This window comes from Bradyrhizobium sp. T-12 (genome assembly GCF_058314695.1).
On record NZ_CM177756.1, the window covers coordinates 6,629,865 to 6,644,135 of the forward strand.

14 protein-coding genes are annotated in these 14,271 nt (G+C 64.9%); 6 read left to right on the forward strand and 8 right to left on the reverse strand.

Translation table 11 applies throughout. From position 1 onward, the window contains the following. Positions 1-108: 108 nt before the first annotated feature. The 5 genes from AC0WRY_RS31565 to AC0WRY_RS31585 all read right to left on the reverse strand — a co-directional run bounded on the left by AC0WRY_RS31565 (position 109) and on the right by AC0WRY_RS31585 (position 3,660). Positions 109-1,509: an aspartate ammonia-lyase gene (locus AC0WRY_RS31565; protein ID WP_491122317.1), complete on the reverse strand. Its 1,401-nt coding sequence runs from the start codon at positions 1,507-1,509 to the stop codon at positions 109-111. Positions 1,510-1,545: 36 nt separating this feature from the next. Further along, positions 1,546-2,073 carry a hypothetical protein gene (locus tag AC0WRY_RS31570; RefSeq protein ID WP_194404618.1) on the reverse strand — a complete coding sequence of 176 codons (528 nt, stop codon included), beginning with the start codon at positions 2,071-2,073 and terminating at the stop codon, positions 1,546-1,548. A 48-nt stretch (positions 2,074-2,121) separates the two neighbouring features. Further along, positions 2,122-2,724, reverse strand: a complete 603-nt coding sequence (locus AC0WRY_RS31575) for a YqaA family protein (RefSeq protein WP_194404619.1) — start codon at positions 2,722-2,724, stop codon at positions 2,122-2,124. Positions 2,725-2,770: 46 nt separating this feature from the next. Further along, positions 2,771-3,175: a phosphoribosyl-ATP diphosphatase gene (gene hisE / locus AC0WRY_RS31580; RefSeq protein WP_028140691.1), complete on the reverse strand. Its 405-nt coding sequence runs from the start codon at positions 3,173-3,175 to the stop codon at positions 2,771-2,773. A gap of 116 nt (positions 3,176-3,291) precedes the next feature. Next, a complete protein-coding gene (locus AC0WRY_RS31585) occupies positions 3,292-3,660 on the reverse strand; it encodes a hypothetical protein (protein WP_194404620.1) in 369 nt (122 codons plus the stop codon). Positions 3,661-3,886: 226 nt separating this feature from the next. Between AC0WRY_RS31585 and AC0WRY_RS31590 the strand changes: the two genes are divergently transcribed. The 6 genes from AC0WRY_RS31590 to AC0WRY_RS31615 all read left to right on the forward strand — a co-directional run bounded on the left by AC0WRY_RS31590 (position 3,887) and on the right by AC0WRY_RS31615 (position 11,579). Beyond that, positions 3,887-4,939 (forward strand): ABC transporter substrate-binding protein, encoded by a 1,053-nt coding sequence (locus AC0WRY_RS31590; RefSeq protein WP_491122318.1) that lies wholly within the window; start codon positions 3,887-3,889, stop codon positions 4,937-4,939. Between the two features lie 85 nt (positions 4,940-5,024). Next, positions 5,025-6,821, forward strand: coding sequence for a glucan ABC transporter ATP-binding protein/ permease (locus AC0WRY_RS31595; protein WP_194404622.1), 1,797 nt, complete (start codon positions 5,025-5,027; stop codon positions 6,819-6,821). A 188-nt stretch (positions 6,822-7,009) separates the two neighbouring features. Continuing rightward, positions 7,010-8,527 (forward strand): D-alanyl-D-alanine carboxypeptidase family protein, encoded by a 1,518-nt coding sequence (locus AC0WRY_RS31600; RefSeq protein ID WP_491122319.1) that lies wholly within the window; start codon positions 7,010-7,012, stop codon positions 8,525-8,527. Positions 8,528-8,714: 187 nt separating this feature from the next. Beyond that, positions 8,715-10,400: a long-chain fatty acid--CoA ligase gene (locus AC0WRY_RS31605; protein WP_194404624.1), complete on the forward strand. Its 1,686-nt coding sequence runs from the start codon at positions 8,715-8,717 to the stop codon at positions 10,398-10,400. A 12-nt stretch (positions 10,401-10,412) separates the two neighbouring features. Then, a complete protein-coding gene (locus AC0WRY_RS31610) occupies positions 10,413-10,985 on the forward strand; it encodes a DUF924 family protein (protein WP_491122320.1) in 573 nt (190 codons plus the stop codon). A 108-nt stretch (positions 10,986-11,093) separates the two neighbouring features. Continuing rightward, positions 11,094-11,579: a peroxiredoxin gene (locus tag AC0WRY_RS31615; protein WP_194404626.1), complete on the forward strand. Its 486-nt coding sequence runs from the start codon at positions 11,094-11,096 to the stop codon at positions 11,577-11,579. 159 nt (positions 11,580-11,738) lie between these two features. Here AC0WRY_RS31615 and rnhA read toward each other — a convergent pair whose 3' ends face one another. The 3 genes from rnhA to ispH are packed head-to-tail and all read right to left on the reverse strand — an operon-like array spanning position 11,739 to position 14,158. Continuing rightward, positions 11,739-12,203: a ribonuclease HI gene (rnhA, locus tag AC0WRY_RS31620; protein ID WP_491122321.1), complete on the reverse strand. Its 465-nt coding sequence runs from the start codon at positions 12,201-12,203 to the stop codon at positions 11,739-11,741. Then, positions 12,200-13,183, reverse strand: a complete 984-nt coding sequence (locus AC0WRY_RS31625; RefSeq protein WP_194404629.1) for a homoserine kinase — start codon at positions 13,181-13,183, stop codon at positions 12,200-12,202. The genes rnhA and AC0WRY_RS31625 overlap by 4 nt, the downstream gene beginning before the upstream one ends. 6 nt (positions 13,184-13,189) lie before the next feature. Beyond that, positions 13,190-14,158: a 4-hydroxy-3-methylbut-2-enyl diphosphate reductase gene (ispH, locus tag AC0WRY_RS31630; protein ID WP_194404630.1), complete on the reverse strand. Its 969-nt coding sequence runs from the start codon at positions 14,156-14,158 to the stop codon at positions 13,190-13,192. Between the last annotated feature and the right edge of the window lie 113 nt (positions 14,159-14,271).

The window sequence follows — 14,271 nt, forward strand, 5'->3', positions numbered from 1 at the left end:
CGTTTTGGCGCCGTGGCGACACCAGCGCCACTATTCCAATGTGCGGAATTCTCTCCTCGTCATTCCGGGGAGACGCGTCAGCGTCGAACCCGGAATGGCAGCGCCCCCCTACCCGATCAGATCCGGATTGATCAGCCGCTCGAACGAGAACATCTCGTCCCACTTTGCCTGCGTCAGCAGCTTGCGCTCGGTCACCACGATCTGGTGCAGCGACTTGCCGCTCTTGTAGCCTTCACGCGCGATCTCGGCGCATTGCTTGTAGCCGAGCAGCGGCTTGAGCACCGTGACGATGCCGAGCGAATTCAGCACCATGTTGCGGGTGTGCTCCGCGTTGGCGGTGATGCCGACGACGCAATTCTCGCGCAGGCTGTTGACGGCGCGCTCCATGGTGCGGATCGAGAAGAACAGCGCGAACGAGATCACCGGCTCCATCACGTTGAGCTGGAGCTGGCCCGCCGAGGCCGCGAGCGTCACCGTGGTGTCGAGCCCGATGACGAGGAAGCTGGTCTGGTTGACGACCTCGGGGATGACAGGATTGACCTTGCCGGGCATGATCGAAGATCCCGGCTGCAGCTGCGGCAGGTTGATCTCGTTGAAGCCGGCGCGCGGGCCGGAGGCGAGCAGGCGGATGTCGTTGCAGATCTTCGTCAGCTTGCTCGCCGTGCGCTTGAGGACGCCCGAGAGCTGCACATAGGCGCCGGTGTCCGAGGTCGCCTCGACGAGATCGCCTGCGAGGATGAAGTCGACGCCGGTGAGTGCGCTCAGATGCCGGACCGCGAGCTTGGGATAGCCGACTGCCGCGGTCACGGAGGTGCCGATCGCGGTGGCGCCGAGATTGATCTCGCGCAGCAGCGCACGTGCTTCCGAGATGCGGTCGACCTCCTCGCCGATCGTGGTGCCCCATCCCCGGAATTCCGCGCCGAGCGACATCGGCACGGCATCCTGCAGATGCGTGCGGCCCATCTTCAGAACGCGGTCGAACTCGCGCCCCTTGGCGAAGAACGCTTCCTGGAGCTGGCGCAGCGCGGTCATGTAGCTCTCGAGCCGCAGGACCAACGCGAGACGAAAGGCCGTCGGATAGGTGTCGTTGGTGGACTGGCCGTAATTGACGTGATCGTTGGGACTGACGTGCTGATAGTCGCCCTTGCCGAAACCGAGCGATTCCAGCGCGAGGTTCGCGATCACCTCGTTGGCGTTCATGTTGGTGGAGGTGCCGGCGCCGCCCTGGATGAAGTCGGTGACGAACTGGTCCATCATGTCGCCGGCGATGACGCGGTCGCAGCCGAGGATGATGGCGTCAGCGACCCTGGCATCGATCGCGCCGAGATCGCGATTGGCCATCGCGGCGGCCTTCTTGACGTAACCGAGCGCCTTCACGAAGTAAGGCTCCTGGTTCATGGGAATGCCGGTGATGTGGAAGTTCTCCTTACCCCGGATGGTCTGGACGCCGTAATAGATGTCGTCGGCGATCTCACGCTGTCCGAGGAAGTCCTGCTCCGTACGGCTCATAGGCGCTCCTTGTTGCATGCGCGCGAGGCCTTCACCTCAGTTCTGGCACAGCGCGCTGGTCACGAAAGTATCGGTGCGGCAGTCGTCCGGCTTGCGTTGCCTACCCGGGATCAGGACCTTGGCCGAGCATTTCTCGGCGGAATCGGCATTCAGGCTCTTGCCTTCCTTGTAGCCCTTGCTCTGGCAGAGCTGGTCGGCGGCCTGCTTGCAGTCGGGCGCGCCGTTCGACGAGGCCGGACAGGCCACGCGCCCTGACACCATGGTCGAGGGCTTGGTGAGCCGTGACAGGTCGTTCATGGTTTCGCCGGGGCTTTTGATCGGCGGCAGGATCGAGGGCAGCTTGTCGAACAGCTTGCCCATTTCATTGATCAATCCGGGATTTTCCTCGCGGGCCGGCGGCGCCGGTGGAGCGGGCGTCGACGGTGGCGGCGCGGCCTGCGTTCCCTGCTGCTGGAGGCCGAGCGATTGCGGCCATCCGGTCCCGCCGGCACCGAGCAGGAGCAGCAGCGCTGCTGACATCAGCGTCCCGAGCCGCAGAGCCGGATTGCCGGATCGAACCATCATGCCGGCAACCGTAGCCGAAGCCGGCCCGGCGGCAAAGCCGCCAAGACGTTAGATCAGCTTGATGGCGATGACGAAGCCGAGCACCAACGCCGCGGCGCCGACCGCCACCACGAGACCGAGATGCTTCTCGATCTTGACGCGTATCCAGTCGCCATAGCGATTGAGCAGGATCGCGACGATGAAGAAGCGTCCGCCGCGTGCAATGACGGAGAACAGGACGAAAAGAAGCAGGTTGTATCCGGCAAAGCCGGACGTGATGGTGACGAGCTTGTACGGGATCGGCGTCAGCCCCTTGAGCAGGATGATCAGCGCGCCCCATTCGGCATATTTGGCACGGAAGCCGTCGACCTGATCGCCGAGCCCGTAGAGCTGGATCAGCCAATGACCCAGCGAGTCGTAGAGCAGCGCGCCGATGGCGTAGCCGAGGATGCCGCCAAGCACCGAGGTCGCGGTGCAGACGGTCGCATAGAGCCAGGCGCGCTGCGGGCGCGCCAGCGACATCGGGATCAGCATCACATCCGGGGGGACCGGAAAAAAGGAGCTTTCGGCGAAAGACACGATGCCCATGATCCAGAGCGCGTAGGGCTTATGGGCGGCGTCGATGCACCAGTCGTAGATACGTTTCAGCATGGCGCCGCGATGAAGCACCATGGGGCGGATTTGTCCATCGCGAGTTTTGTGACGATTTTGTCGCGCTTTAGTGGCGCTTGCGCGCGGCGCGCCCCTCGAGCGCGACAATTGGCCGCCTGGCAGCCACGCGCGGTGAGGCGACCTTGGGCAGCTTCATCGACGATTTCGGCAACTTCTCGGCGATGCCGAGCATGTCTTCCCGCCGCGTCATCTCGCGCCAGACGTCCTCGGGGCGCACGCCGGCCGAGGCCCAGAGCACGGTGAGATTGTACAGGAGGTCGGCGCTTTCCCGGATCACAGCGTCGGTGTCGCCATTGACCGCATCGATCACGACCTCGATGGCCTCTTCGGCAAGCTTCTTTGCCATCTTCGAGGGCCCGCGCTGAAACAGCCGGGCCGTACGCGATGTTGCCGGATCAAGATCCCTGGCCGCGAGCACAGCCAGATATAGCCGCTCAAGCGAATCACTCATGGTACTCAAAACTACTCTAAACAAATGGCGAGCGTGTTAACGCGCGGGCATAAAAGCAGAAAACAGGCCGGCGCGGCAAGCGCGACGGCCTGTTCGGGTCAAGTTCGGTAACCCGCTTAGTAGCAGGTTGAGAGGTTGCCCTGGCCGCCTTGCGCAGACTGGTAGGGACCGCCGCAACGATGGAACGGGCGCGGGCCGATATAGGAATCGCCGCCGTAGTAGACCGGGCCGTCGTCATAGTAGACCGGACCGCCGCCATAATAGGCCGGTGCGTCGTAAGCATAGGCGTCGCGGGTGGCGGCGATCGCAAGGCCGGTGCCGATGGCGCCGGCGATGGCCGCGCCGGCAAAAGCCGCGCCGCCTCCGCCATGCCAGTGGCGACCGCCGGCGTAGGAGGCAGTCGGGGCGACCGCGGTCAGCGCCAGCACCGCGGCAGTGGCGAGAACGGCCTTGCGGCCGGTAAACTTCGAAAAACGATCAAACATGTCCTGGACCCTCCTTGGGACCTCGAATGGTGCCTGCAGACAAGGCTCATGTCTTTCAAACACGCACCTCCATGTTGGGTTCCCCAACCCCAACACAAGCTGAACGGGGTTGCGTAATCGTGACGCAACCGCCGCTCATCCTCCGTTCATGTTGGCGCGCGCACGGTGTCGCTGGCCGGCGCTGCAAGCGTCACGAAACCACAACAATGCGGGGCCGGCGCAACTGATGTCGGAATTTCGGACGATCGCGCTTCGTTGCCTGCTGGCCCTCTCGATCTCGCTTGCGACACTGATCACACGCGGTGTCAGCGCGGCCGAGACGCCTGCGCCGTCGTCCGTTGCGATTCACTTCACCTTCGACCGTCCGTTCGACGCGAGCATGGCGCCGTTCTTCCTTGCGGCGAAGGACGGCAGGTTCGGCGCCGAGCGTCTCAACGTGTCCTTTGGCAGCGCGAGCGGATCGCCGGAAGCGCTCGCGCGCGTCGCCAAAGGCGAGAGCGAGCTTGCGCTCGTCGACATCAACGAGCTGATCCGGTATCGCGACAAGGAGGACGCCGCGCCGGTCAAGGCGGTGTTCGTGCTGTTCAATCGCGCGCCCTACGCGATCGTGGCGCGCAGCAGCCGGGGCATCCATGTGTTACCGGATCTCGACGGCAAGACCGTCGGCGTTGCCGACGGCGATCTGTCGATGCGGCTGTGGCCGGCGCTGGCGCAGCACAACGGCATCAAGTCATCGCGCGTCAAATTCCACAAGATCAGCGCGGCGGTGCGCGAGCCGATCCTGTCCGCGGGACAGGTCGATGCCGTCGCGGGCTTCAGCTATCTGTCGGCGGTGAACCTGCGCGATCGCGGCGTGCCCGGAGCCGATCTCGTCGTGCTGCGTTATGCCGATTATGGCTGCGAGGCCTATGGCTTCGCCGTGGTGGTCAATGCCGCCTTCGCCGCAGCAAAGCCGGATGCCGTGAAGGGCTTCATTCGCGCCTTGATCGCCGGCGTCGCCGCGACCGTCAAGGAGCCGGCGCGTGCGGCGGACGAGGCCGCGAGCCGCATCGACGACGGCGACCGCGCCCTGGAGCTGGAGCGCCTGCGCGCCGTCCTCGCCGACAACATCCTGACCGACGAGGTCAAGCGCAACGGTCTCGGCGGTATTGAGCCAGTGCGCCTGGAGCGCTCGATCGACCAGATCGCGCAGGACCTCAAATTCCGCAAGCGGCCAACTGCAGCCGACATCTTCGACGCCCAATTCCTGCCGCCGGTCGCGGGGCGGTTGATCAATTGAGCAAAGCCGCCAGCTTTCGCTATATCTCGCGCGCGATCCCTGCTTAGAATAAGGGCTCCGTCATCCGCTCGAGTCTGTCGTCCGCATGTCCATCCTCCGTCTCTATACCCGCGTTCTCGAGCTGCTCGGCAGGGAGGCGCGGCTGGGCTGGCTGCTCGCCGTCGCCAATCTTCTGCTGGCGGGTTCGCAATTCGCCGAACCCGTGCTGTTCGGCCGGATCGTCGACGTGCTCTCCGGCAAGACGGTGGCCGGCTCGAACTCGGCCTGGCCGTTCCTGGTCGCCTGGGTCGCATTCGGGCTCTTCACCATCCTGTGCAGTGCGCTCGTGGCTCTGCAGGCCGACCGGCTCTCGCATCGCCAGCGCCAGGCGGTGCTGACCGACTATTTCGAGCACATCCTGCAACTGCCGCTGACCTTCCACTCCGGCACCCATTCGGGCCGTCTGATGAAAGTGATGCTCAACGGCACCGACGCCCTGTGGCGACTGTGGCTCGGCTTCTTCCGCGAGCACTTTGCCGCGATCCTTTCGGTCGTGGTGCTGCTGCCGCTGTCGCTCTACCTGAACTGGCGGCTCGCGATCCTGCTGTTCGTGCTCTGCATCGTCTTCACCGCCCTGACCACCTTCGTGGTACGCAAGACCTTCGGCATGCAGATGGAGGTCGAGGAGCATTACAGCGAGCTCTCCGCGCGCGCCTCGGATGCGCTCGGCAACGTCGCGCTGGTACAGAGCTTCGTCCGCGTCGAATCCGAGGTGAAGGGGCTGCGCTCCGTCGCCGACCAATTGCTCGAAGCCCAGATGCCGGTGCTGTCGTGGTGGGCGCTCGTCACCGTCATCACGCGCGCCTCCACCACCATCACGGTGCTGGCGATCTTCACGCTCGGCATCGCCCTGCACGACCAGGGCCTCACCTCGGTCGGCGAGATCGTGATGTTCGTGAGCTTCGCCACGCTCCTGATCCAGAAGCTGGAGCAGGTCGTGAGCTTCATCAACAACGTGTTCATGGAAGCGCCGCGCCTGCGCGAGTTCTTCAATGTGCTCGACGCCGTGCCCGCGGTGCACGATCGTCACGACGCGATCGATGCCGGCAGGCTGTCCGGCCTCGTCGAGTTCAACGACGTCACCTTCTCCTATGACGGCAAGCGGCCGGCGATCGAGGATCTCACCTTCACCGCGCTGCCCGGCCAGACCATCGCGCTGGTCGGCCCGACCGGCGCCGGCAAATCGACCGCGATTGCCCTGCTGCATCGCGCCTTCGATCCGCAGTCCGGCTTCATCAAGATCGACGGCATGGACGTGCGCGGCGTGACGCTGACCTCGCTGCGGCGGAACATCGGCGTCGTGTTCCAGGAAGCGCTGCTGTTCAACCGCTCGATCGCGGAGAATTTGCGCGTCGGCAAGCCGGATGCGACCGAGGCCGAGATGCGCAAGGCGGCCGAGCGCGCGCAGGCGCTCGAATTCATCGAGCGCAGCGGCGGTTTCGAGACCAATGCCGGCGAGCGTGGCCGCATGCTGTCCGGCGGCGAGCGGCAGCGCCTGTCGATCGCCCGCGCGCTGCTGAAGGACCCGCCGATCCTGATCCTGGACGAGGCGACAAGCGCGCTCGACGCCGTCACCGAGGCCAAGGTGAATGCCGCTCTCGACGAAGTGATGAAGGGACGCACCACCTTCGTGATCGCCCATCGCCTCTCCACCATCCGCAACGCCACCCGGATCCTGGTGTTCGAGAATGGCCGCGTGATCGAAAGTGGAACTTTCGATGAACTCGTGGCCAAAGGCGGCCATTTTGCCGAGCTCGCCAGGGCCCAGTTCATGGTCCATGAAACCGCACGGGCCAGCGTGACGGCCTCTGAGGCTGCCGCGACGGCAGCCAAATCCCCGTAGCAAGTCCCGACAGCACCGTCGAAATTCGGCCTATTTCATTGCGGAATACCGCACCCGGCCCCCTATTCTCGACGCATCAGCCGGTATAGGTTTGCGGCGCCGCAAGCGGCGGCGCTGGATTTCAGAACCGACAATCAGATCACGAGAGCCGCCTGGAACAGCGGGTCTCCAAGGACCGGAATCGGATAGTGCACGCCCTACGCCCGCTGCTTCGCAAATCCTTGTTCAACCTGTTTGCTGCGAGCCTCGCCTGTGCCGCGCTGCTTGCGCCGCGCGCTGCGAGCGCCGAAGCGCTGCTGCTGATCGAGGCCGACAGCGGCAAGGTGCTACAGGCGGATAACGCGACCATTCCCTGGTATCCGGCCTCCGTCACCAAGATCATGACCGCCTATGTGACGCTGAAGGCGGTCAAGGACGGCAGACTGACGCTCGACACGCTGCTCACGGTATCTCCGACGGCGGCCTCGCAATCGCCCTCGAAGATGGGGTTCCGTCCGGGAACGCAGCTCACCGTCGACAACGCGCTGAAGATGATGATGGTCAAGTCGGCGAACGACATGGCCGTGGTGCTCGCCGAAGGCGTCGGCGGTTCGATCGACGGCTTCTCCGCGATGATGAACGACACCGCGAAGAAGCTCGGCATGACGCAGACCAGCTACGTCAATCCGAACGGCCTGCCCGCCGATGGCCAGATCACGTCGGCGCGCGACCTCGGCATCCTCGCGCGCTCGTTCCTGCGCGACCTGCCGGAGTACGAATATTTCGTGCACATCCCGGCGATCCGCTTCGGCAAGCGCGTGACCGGTAATTTCAACAAGCTGATCGGCCGCTATCCCGGCGCCGACGGCTTCAAGACCGGCTTCATCTGCGCCTCCGGCTACAATCTCGTGGCCTCGGCGACGCGCAACGGCCGCCGGCTGATCGCGGTAGTGCTGGGCGCCAATTCCGGCACCGCGCGCGCGGTGAAAGCGGCGCAGCTGCTGGAACGCGGCTTCGCTCAGGACAATCTCACCTGGCTGCGCCCCTCGCTCGGCACGGTCGACAACCTCGTGCCGGTCGACGCCTCGCCGCCGAACCTGCGCGACGAGATGTGCGGCGGTCATCGCAAGCGGCCGGCCAGCGACGACGACGATGCGCTGATCGCCGCCAATGGCGGCACGTCAGGATCGGCCTCGGCCACCGGCGGCGAAGCCCAGGTGACCTTCTTCACCGCCGGCCTCCAGCCACCCCTGATGAAAGCCTCCGAACTGATGGCCTCGGCGCCGGCGGCGACCGAGCCCGTGCTGGTCTATACCGGCCCGACCCGCACCGGCACCGCCCTGATCGCGGCAGTCGCGGCCGATGCCGATCAGCAGGCAGCGTCCAAGCCGCGTGGCAAGAAGTCGCGCGTCGCCAAGAAGCCTGATGCGGCCGACAAGCCGAAAGACGGCGGCAAGGACGCGAACACCAGGACGGCAGCGGTAAAGCCGGATGCCAAGCCGGCCGGAGCCAAGAACAACGGCAAGAACGACGCCAAGAGCGACTCCAAGAGCGACTCCAAGAGCGACTCCAAGACTGCAGCGAAGCCGGCACCGCCCAAGCATGCGGCCGCCAAGCATGACGCGGCGGCAAAACCCGCCGAGAAACCTGCGGCGGGCGGCGACCCGAAGCCGGCCAAGCCGAAGGCCGCGACTAAGCCCGCGACCAAACCCGCCAACAACAGTTAACCGCGCGGGCCGGCCGATCCGGCCCGGCTTCGCACCTGCGGCAGCACTTCGCGCGGATTCCAGTAGCCACTCCCCAACCTTTGCCCTAAGCGTCGACCGCTTGCCACCCGTTCCGGCAGGCTCGATACTGGCGGCAATGAGGCAAGCCCGAGACACAACGGGCTCAGGTCAATGAGGGGAGTTTTCCATGGAGCGCATCTGGCTCAAGCAATATCCGCCCGGCGTGCCTGCCGATATCGAGCCGACCCAGTACGCATCGCTGGTCGACCTGTTGGAGGAGAGCTTCACCAAGTTCGCCGACCGCAAGGCGTTCATCTGCATGGACAAGTCGGTCAGCTACCGCGACCTCGACCAGATGTCGGTCGCGCTGGCTGCCTATTTGCAGGGCCGCGGGCTGCAGCGCGGCGCCCGCGTCGCCATCATGATGCCGAACGTGCTGCAATATCCGGTGGCGACCGCGGCCGTGCTGCGCGCCGGCTTCGCGGTGGTCAACGTCAATCCGCTCTACACGCCACGTGAGCTCGAGCACCAGCTCAAGGATTCCGGCGCCGAAGCCATCATCGTGCTGGAGAACTTCGCCCACACCGTCGAGCAGGTGATCGCGAAGACCGCGGTGAAGCATGTCATCGTCGCCAGCATGGGCGACCTGCTCGGCTTCAAGGGCGTGATCGTCAATCTCGTCGTCCGCCGCGTCAAGAAGATGGTACCGGCATGGTCGCTGCCGGGCTCGGTCTCCTTCAACGACGCGCTGTCCGCGGGACGCGGCATGACGTTCAACAAGCCGAAGCTCTCGCCCGGCGACGTCGCCTTCCTGCAATATACCGGCGGCACCACAGGCGTCTCCAAGGGCGCCACTTTGCTCCACCGCAACATCGTCGCCAATGTCCTGCAGAACGACGCCTGGCTGCAGCCGGCGATGGCCGCGCCGCCGCATGTCGATCAGCTCATGATCGTCTGCGCGCTGCCGCTCTATCACATCTTCGCGCTGACGGCCTGCTACCTGCTCGCGGTGCGCGCCGGCGGCTGCAATCTCCTGATCCCCAACCCGCGCGACATCGCGGGCTTCGTCAAGGAGCTGGCGAAATACCAAGTCAACAGCTTCCCGGCCGTCAACACGCTCTACAACGGCTTGATGCACCATCCCGACTTCAAGAAGCTCGACTTCTCCAAGCTGAAGATCTCCAACGGCGGCGGCATGGCGGTGCAGCGTCCCGTGGCCGATCAATGGAAGGCGATCACCGGCTGCTTCATTGCCGAAGGCTATGGCCTGTCGGAGACCTCGCCGACGCTGACCTGCAATCCGGCGACCGCGACCGAGTTTACGGGGACGATCGGCATCCCCGTGCCGTCGACCTACATCTCGATCCGCGACGACGACGGCAACGAGGTGCCGCTCGGGCAGCCCGGCGAGATCTGTGCCAAGGGTCCGCAAGTGATGTCGGGCTACTGGAACAGGCCGGAGGAGACCGCCAAGGTGATGACCGCGGACGGATTTTTCCGCACCGGCGACATCGGCGTGATGGACGAGAAGGGCTACACCAAGATCGTCGACCGCAAGAAGGACATGATCCTGGTCTCGGGCTTCAACGTCTATCCGAACGAGATCGAGGAAGTGATCGCGAGCCATCCGGGCGTGCTCGAATGCGCCGTGATCGGCATCCCCGATTCCAAGTCGGGCGAAGCGGTGAAGGCTTTCGTGGTGAAGAAGGATCAAAACCTCACCGCCGAGGCCGTGATCAAATTCTGTCACGAGCAGCTCACCGGCTACAAGGTGCCCAAGCACATCGAGTTCCGCAACGACCTGCCCAAGACCAATGTCGGCAAGATCCTGCGCCGGCAGCTGCGCGACGAGAAGAAGGCCGAGGCGGCGTAAGCCGCACCGCTGATGACGGACGTCGGTGACATCGCGCCATTGGGCATTCTCGCCTTCTGGCGCGAGGCTGGCCGCGAGCGCTGGTACGAGCGCAACGAGGCTTTCGACGCCGAGGTCCGGCACCGCTTTCTTGCGCTGTGGCAGCAGGCGATCGCCGGCGAACTGGCGTCATGGGAAGACAGTGACGACGGCGCGCTCGCGCTGGTCATCGTGCTCGACCAGTTTCCCCGCAACATGTTTCGCGGCACGCCGCAAGCCTTTGCCAGCGACGCGCTGGCGCGCGACGTCGCCCGCCGCGCCATCGACCGGGGTGTCGATACCAGTGTCGACCCGGTCCTGCGCGAATTCCTCTATCTGCCCTTCATGCATTCGGAGCACCTGCCCGACCAGCTGCATTGCGTCGCGCTGTTTCAAAGTGCCGGCAACGCCAGCAGCGCTGACCATGCCGAGAACCTGAAATACGCCCGGGTGCACGCCGACATCATCCAGCGGTTCGGCCGGTTTCCCCACCGCAACCGCCTCCTCGGCCGCGACACCACGGAGGAGGAGCAGGCCTTTCTCGACAATGGCGGCTTTTCCGGCTGATGACATCGCGGTGAAGGCCCCCCGCCCCGGCCGCTTTCCCCGCCGGCAATATTGTGCAGGCCCGCCGCACGGTCTAAAAAGCGGGACCGATTTTCAGGGAGACTGACGATGGCGATCCAGATTGGCGACAAGCTGCCCGAGGCGAAATTCCGCGTAATGACGGCGGAAGGCCCGCAGGTGAAGACCACCGACGATATCTTCAAGGGCAAGAAGGTGGCGCTGTTCGCGGTGCCCGGCGCCTACACCGGCACCTGCCACAAGATGCATCTGCCGAGCATCTTCCTCAACGCCTATGCCATGAAGGACAAGGGCGTCGAGACCATCGCCATCGTCTCCGTCAACGACGCCTTCGTCATGAACGCCTGGAAGCGCGACACCGACCAGCGGGACGAGGCGATCTTCCTCGCCGACGGCAATGCCGAGTTCGCCAAGGCGATCGGCATGGAGCTCGACGCCTCCGCCAACGGCCTCGGCATCCGCTCCAAGCGCTATTCGATGCTGGTGGAGGACGGCGTGGTGAAGAAGCTGAACCTCGAGGCGATGCCCGGCAAGGTCGAGGTCTCCGGCGGCGATACGCTGCTCGGACAGCTCTGAGCTTTCGGCACCGCTCTTAGCCACAAATGACACTGTCATGCCCCGGCTCGACCGGGGCATCCAGTACGCCGAGAATTCTCGGATCGATCACAACCGTCTCTGGAATACTGGATCGCCCGCCTTCGCGGGCGATGACAATTGAGATCGAGGCGCGCGCCCCTACTCCGCGACCCGCTGCTGCAGCCGCGCCTTCACGATCCCATCGCGCGCGAGCTGATCGGCGCGCTCGTTCTCGGGGTGGCCGGCGTGGCCCTTGACCCAGTGCCAGCGCACCTCGTGCTGCTTCAGCGCGGCATCGAGGCGCTGCCATAGCTCGACATTCTTCACCGGCTTCTTGTCGGCGGTGCGCCAGCCATTGCGCTTCCAGCCGTGGATCCAGCCGGTGATGCCCTGCCGGACATATTGGCTGTCGGTGTAGAGATCGACGATGCACGGTTTCTTCAGCGCTTCGAGCGCCGAGATCGCCGCCATCAGCTCCATCTGGTTGTTGGTGGTGTGACGCTCGCCGCCGTTCAGCTCTTTTTCCTTGTCGCCGAACTTCAGGATCGCGCCCCAGCCGCCCGGCCCGGGATTTCCCGAGCAGGCGCCGTCGGTATAGATCGTGACATTGGGACGCTCGCTCACGCCACCAGCCCCGACGGCATCAGCCCATAGTCGCGCACGCTCGTGACGCTCTGGTGGAAGCGCAGCTTGCGGACATATTCGAGAGGGTCCTTCGGCTTCACCAGCGCACCGGGCGGCACGTTGAGCCAATCCACCAGGCGCGTCAGCAGGAAGCGGATCGCAGCGCCGCGCGCCAGCAGCGGCAGCGCGGCCTCTTCCGCCTCCGAGAGCTTTCGCACCCGGCCATAGGCGTTGAGGAAGGCACGCGCCTTGGTGACGTTGAAGGAATGATCCGGCTCGAAGCACCACGCGTTGAGGCAGATCGCGACGTCATAGGCCAGCATGTCGTTGCAGGCGAAGGTGAAGTCGATGATCCCGGAGAGCTGATCGCCGAGGAAGAAGACGTTGTCGTTGAAGAGGTCGGCGTGGATCACCCCTTCCGGCAAATGTTGCGGCCAGACCCCGCTCTCGAGGTGGTCGAGCTCGGCCGCGAGGAACGCGCGCAAGCCCGGCTGCACCTCGTCGGCCCGGTGCGAGGCCGCGTCGAACAGCGGCCGCCAGCCCGAGACCGACAGTGCGTTGGCGCGCCGGACCGCAAAATTCGCGCCGGCGAGATGCATCTTCGCCAGCCCCGCGCCGACGCCGGCGCAATGCGCCACGTTCGGCTTGCGCGGCCACATGCCTTCGAGAAAGGTGATGATCGCCGCAGGCCGCCCCGACAGCTCGCGCAGCGCCTCGCCGTCGCGTCCCTTCACCGGCAGCGGACAGTTGACGCCGTGCTCGGCCAGATGCGTCATCAGCGCGAGGAAGAACGGCAGGTCGTTCTTCGCAACGCGCTTCTCGTAGAGCGTGAGGATGAACGACCCCTGACTGGTATGCAGCAGGAAGTTGGTGTTCTCGACGCCCTCGGCGATGCCCTTGTAGGAGAGCAATTCGCCGAGATCATATTGCCTCAAGAAGTCCGCAAGCTCGTCGGCGGCGACGTCGGTGTAGACCGCCATAAAGGTCTACTCGGCGGCAGCTTCGGGACGCACCTGACGCGGCAGCGGGAAGAACTCGTTCTCTTCCGCGGCCGAGACCGTCTCCACATGCAGCGTGTAGCGCTCGGCGAAGGCGTCCATGATCTCTTCGACGATCACCTCCGGCGCGGAGGCGCCCGCCGTGATGCCAAGGCTCGAGATGTTGCTGAACCGCTCCCAGTCGAGGTCAGCCGCGCGCTGCGCCAGCACCGCGATCCGGCAGCCCTCGCGCTCGGCGACCTCGCGCAGGCGCTGCGAGTTCGACGAGTTCGGCGCACCGACCACGATCAGGGCGTCCACCACCGGCGCCACCTTCTTCACCGCGAGCTGGCGGTTAGTGGTGGCGTAGCAGATGTCTTCCTTGTGCGGCCCGTTGATGTTGGGGAAGCGCTCCTTCAAGAGCGCCACGATCTCCGCGGTGTCGTCGATCGACAGCGTGGTCTGGGTCACGAAGGCGAGGTTGTTGGGGTCCTTCGGGGCGATGGTCTTGGCGTCCTCGGCGGTCTCGATCAGCGTCACGGCGCCGGTCGGAAGCTGGCCGAGCGTGCCCACCACCTCGGGGTGATGGGAGTGGCCGATCAGGAAGATCTCGCGGCCACGCTTGAAATGGATCGCGGCCTCGCGATGGACCTTGGTCACCAGCGGGCAAGTCGCATCCAGCGAGAACAGATTGCGGGACTGCGCGTCGGCCGGAACCGATTTCGGCACGCCATGGGCCGAAAACACCACCGGCGCGGTGGTGTTTTCCGGGATCTCGGCGAGCTCCTCGACGAAGATGGCGCCCTTCTTCTTCAACCCGTCGACGACGTACTTGTTGTGTACAATCTCGTGGCGAACATAGACGGGGGCGCCGTATTTATCGAGCGCCCGTTCCACGGTGTCGATCGCCCGGACCACCCCGGCACAGAAGCCGCGGGGAGAACAAAGCACGATCTTGAGGTCTGGTTTGGCTGACATTGAGCGATCTCGGGACCGAATCACCCGTTTCGCCTTCCGGCAGGGGCGGTCGATGGATGGAATGGGCTTAAAACGGTCGGCTTGAACTATACCGCGAGTTCTAAGGGAATTGG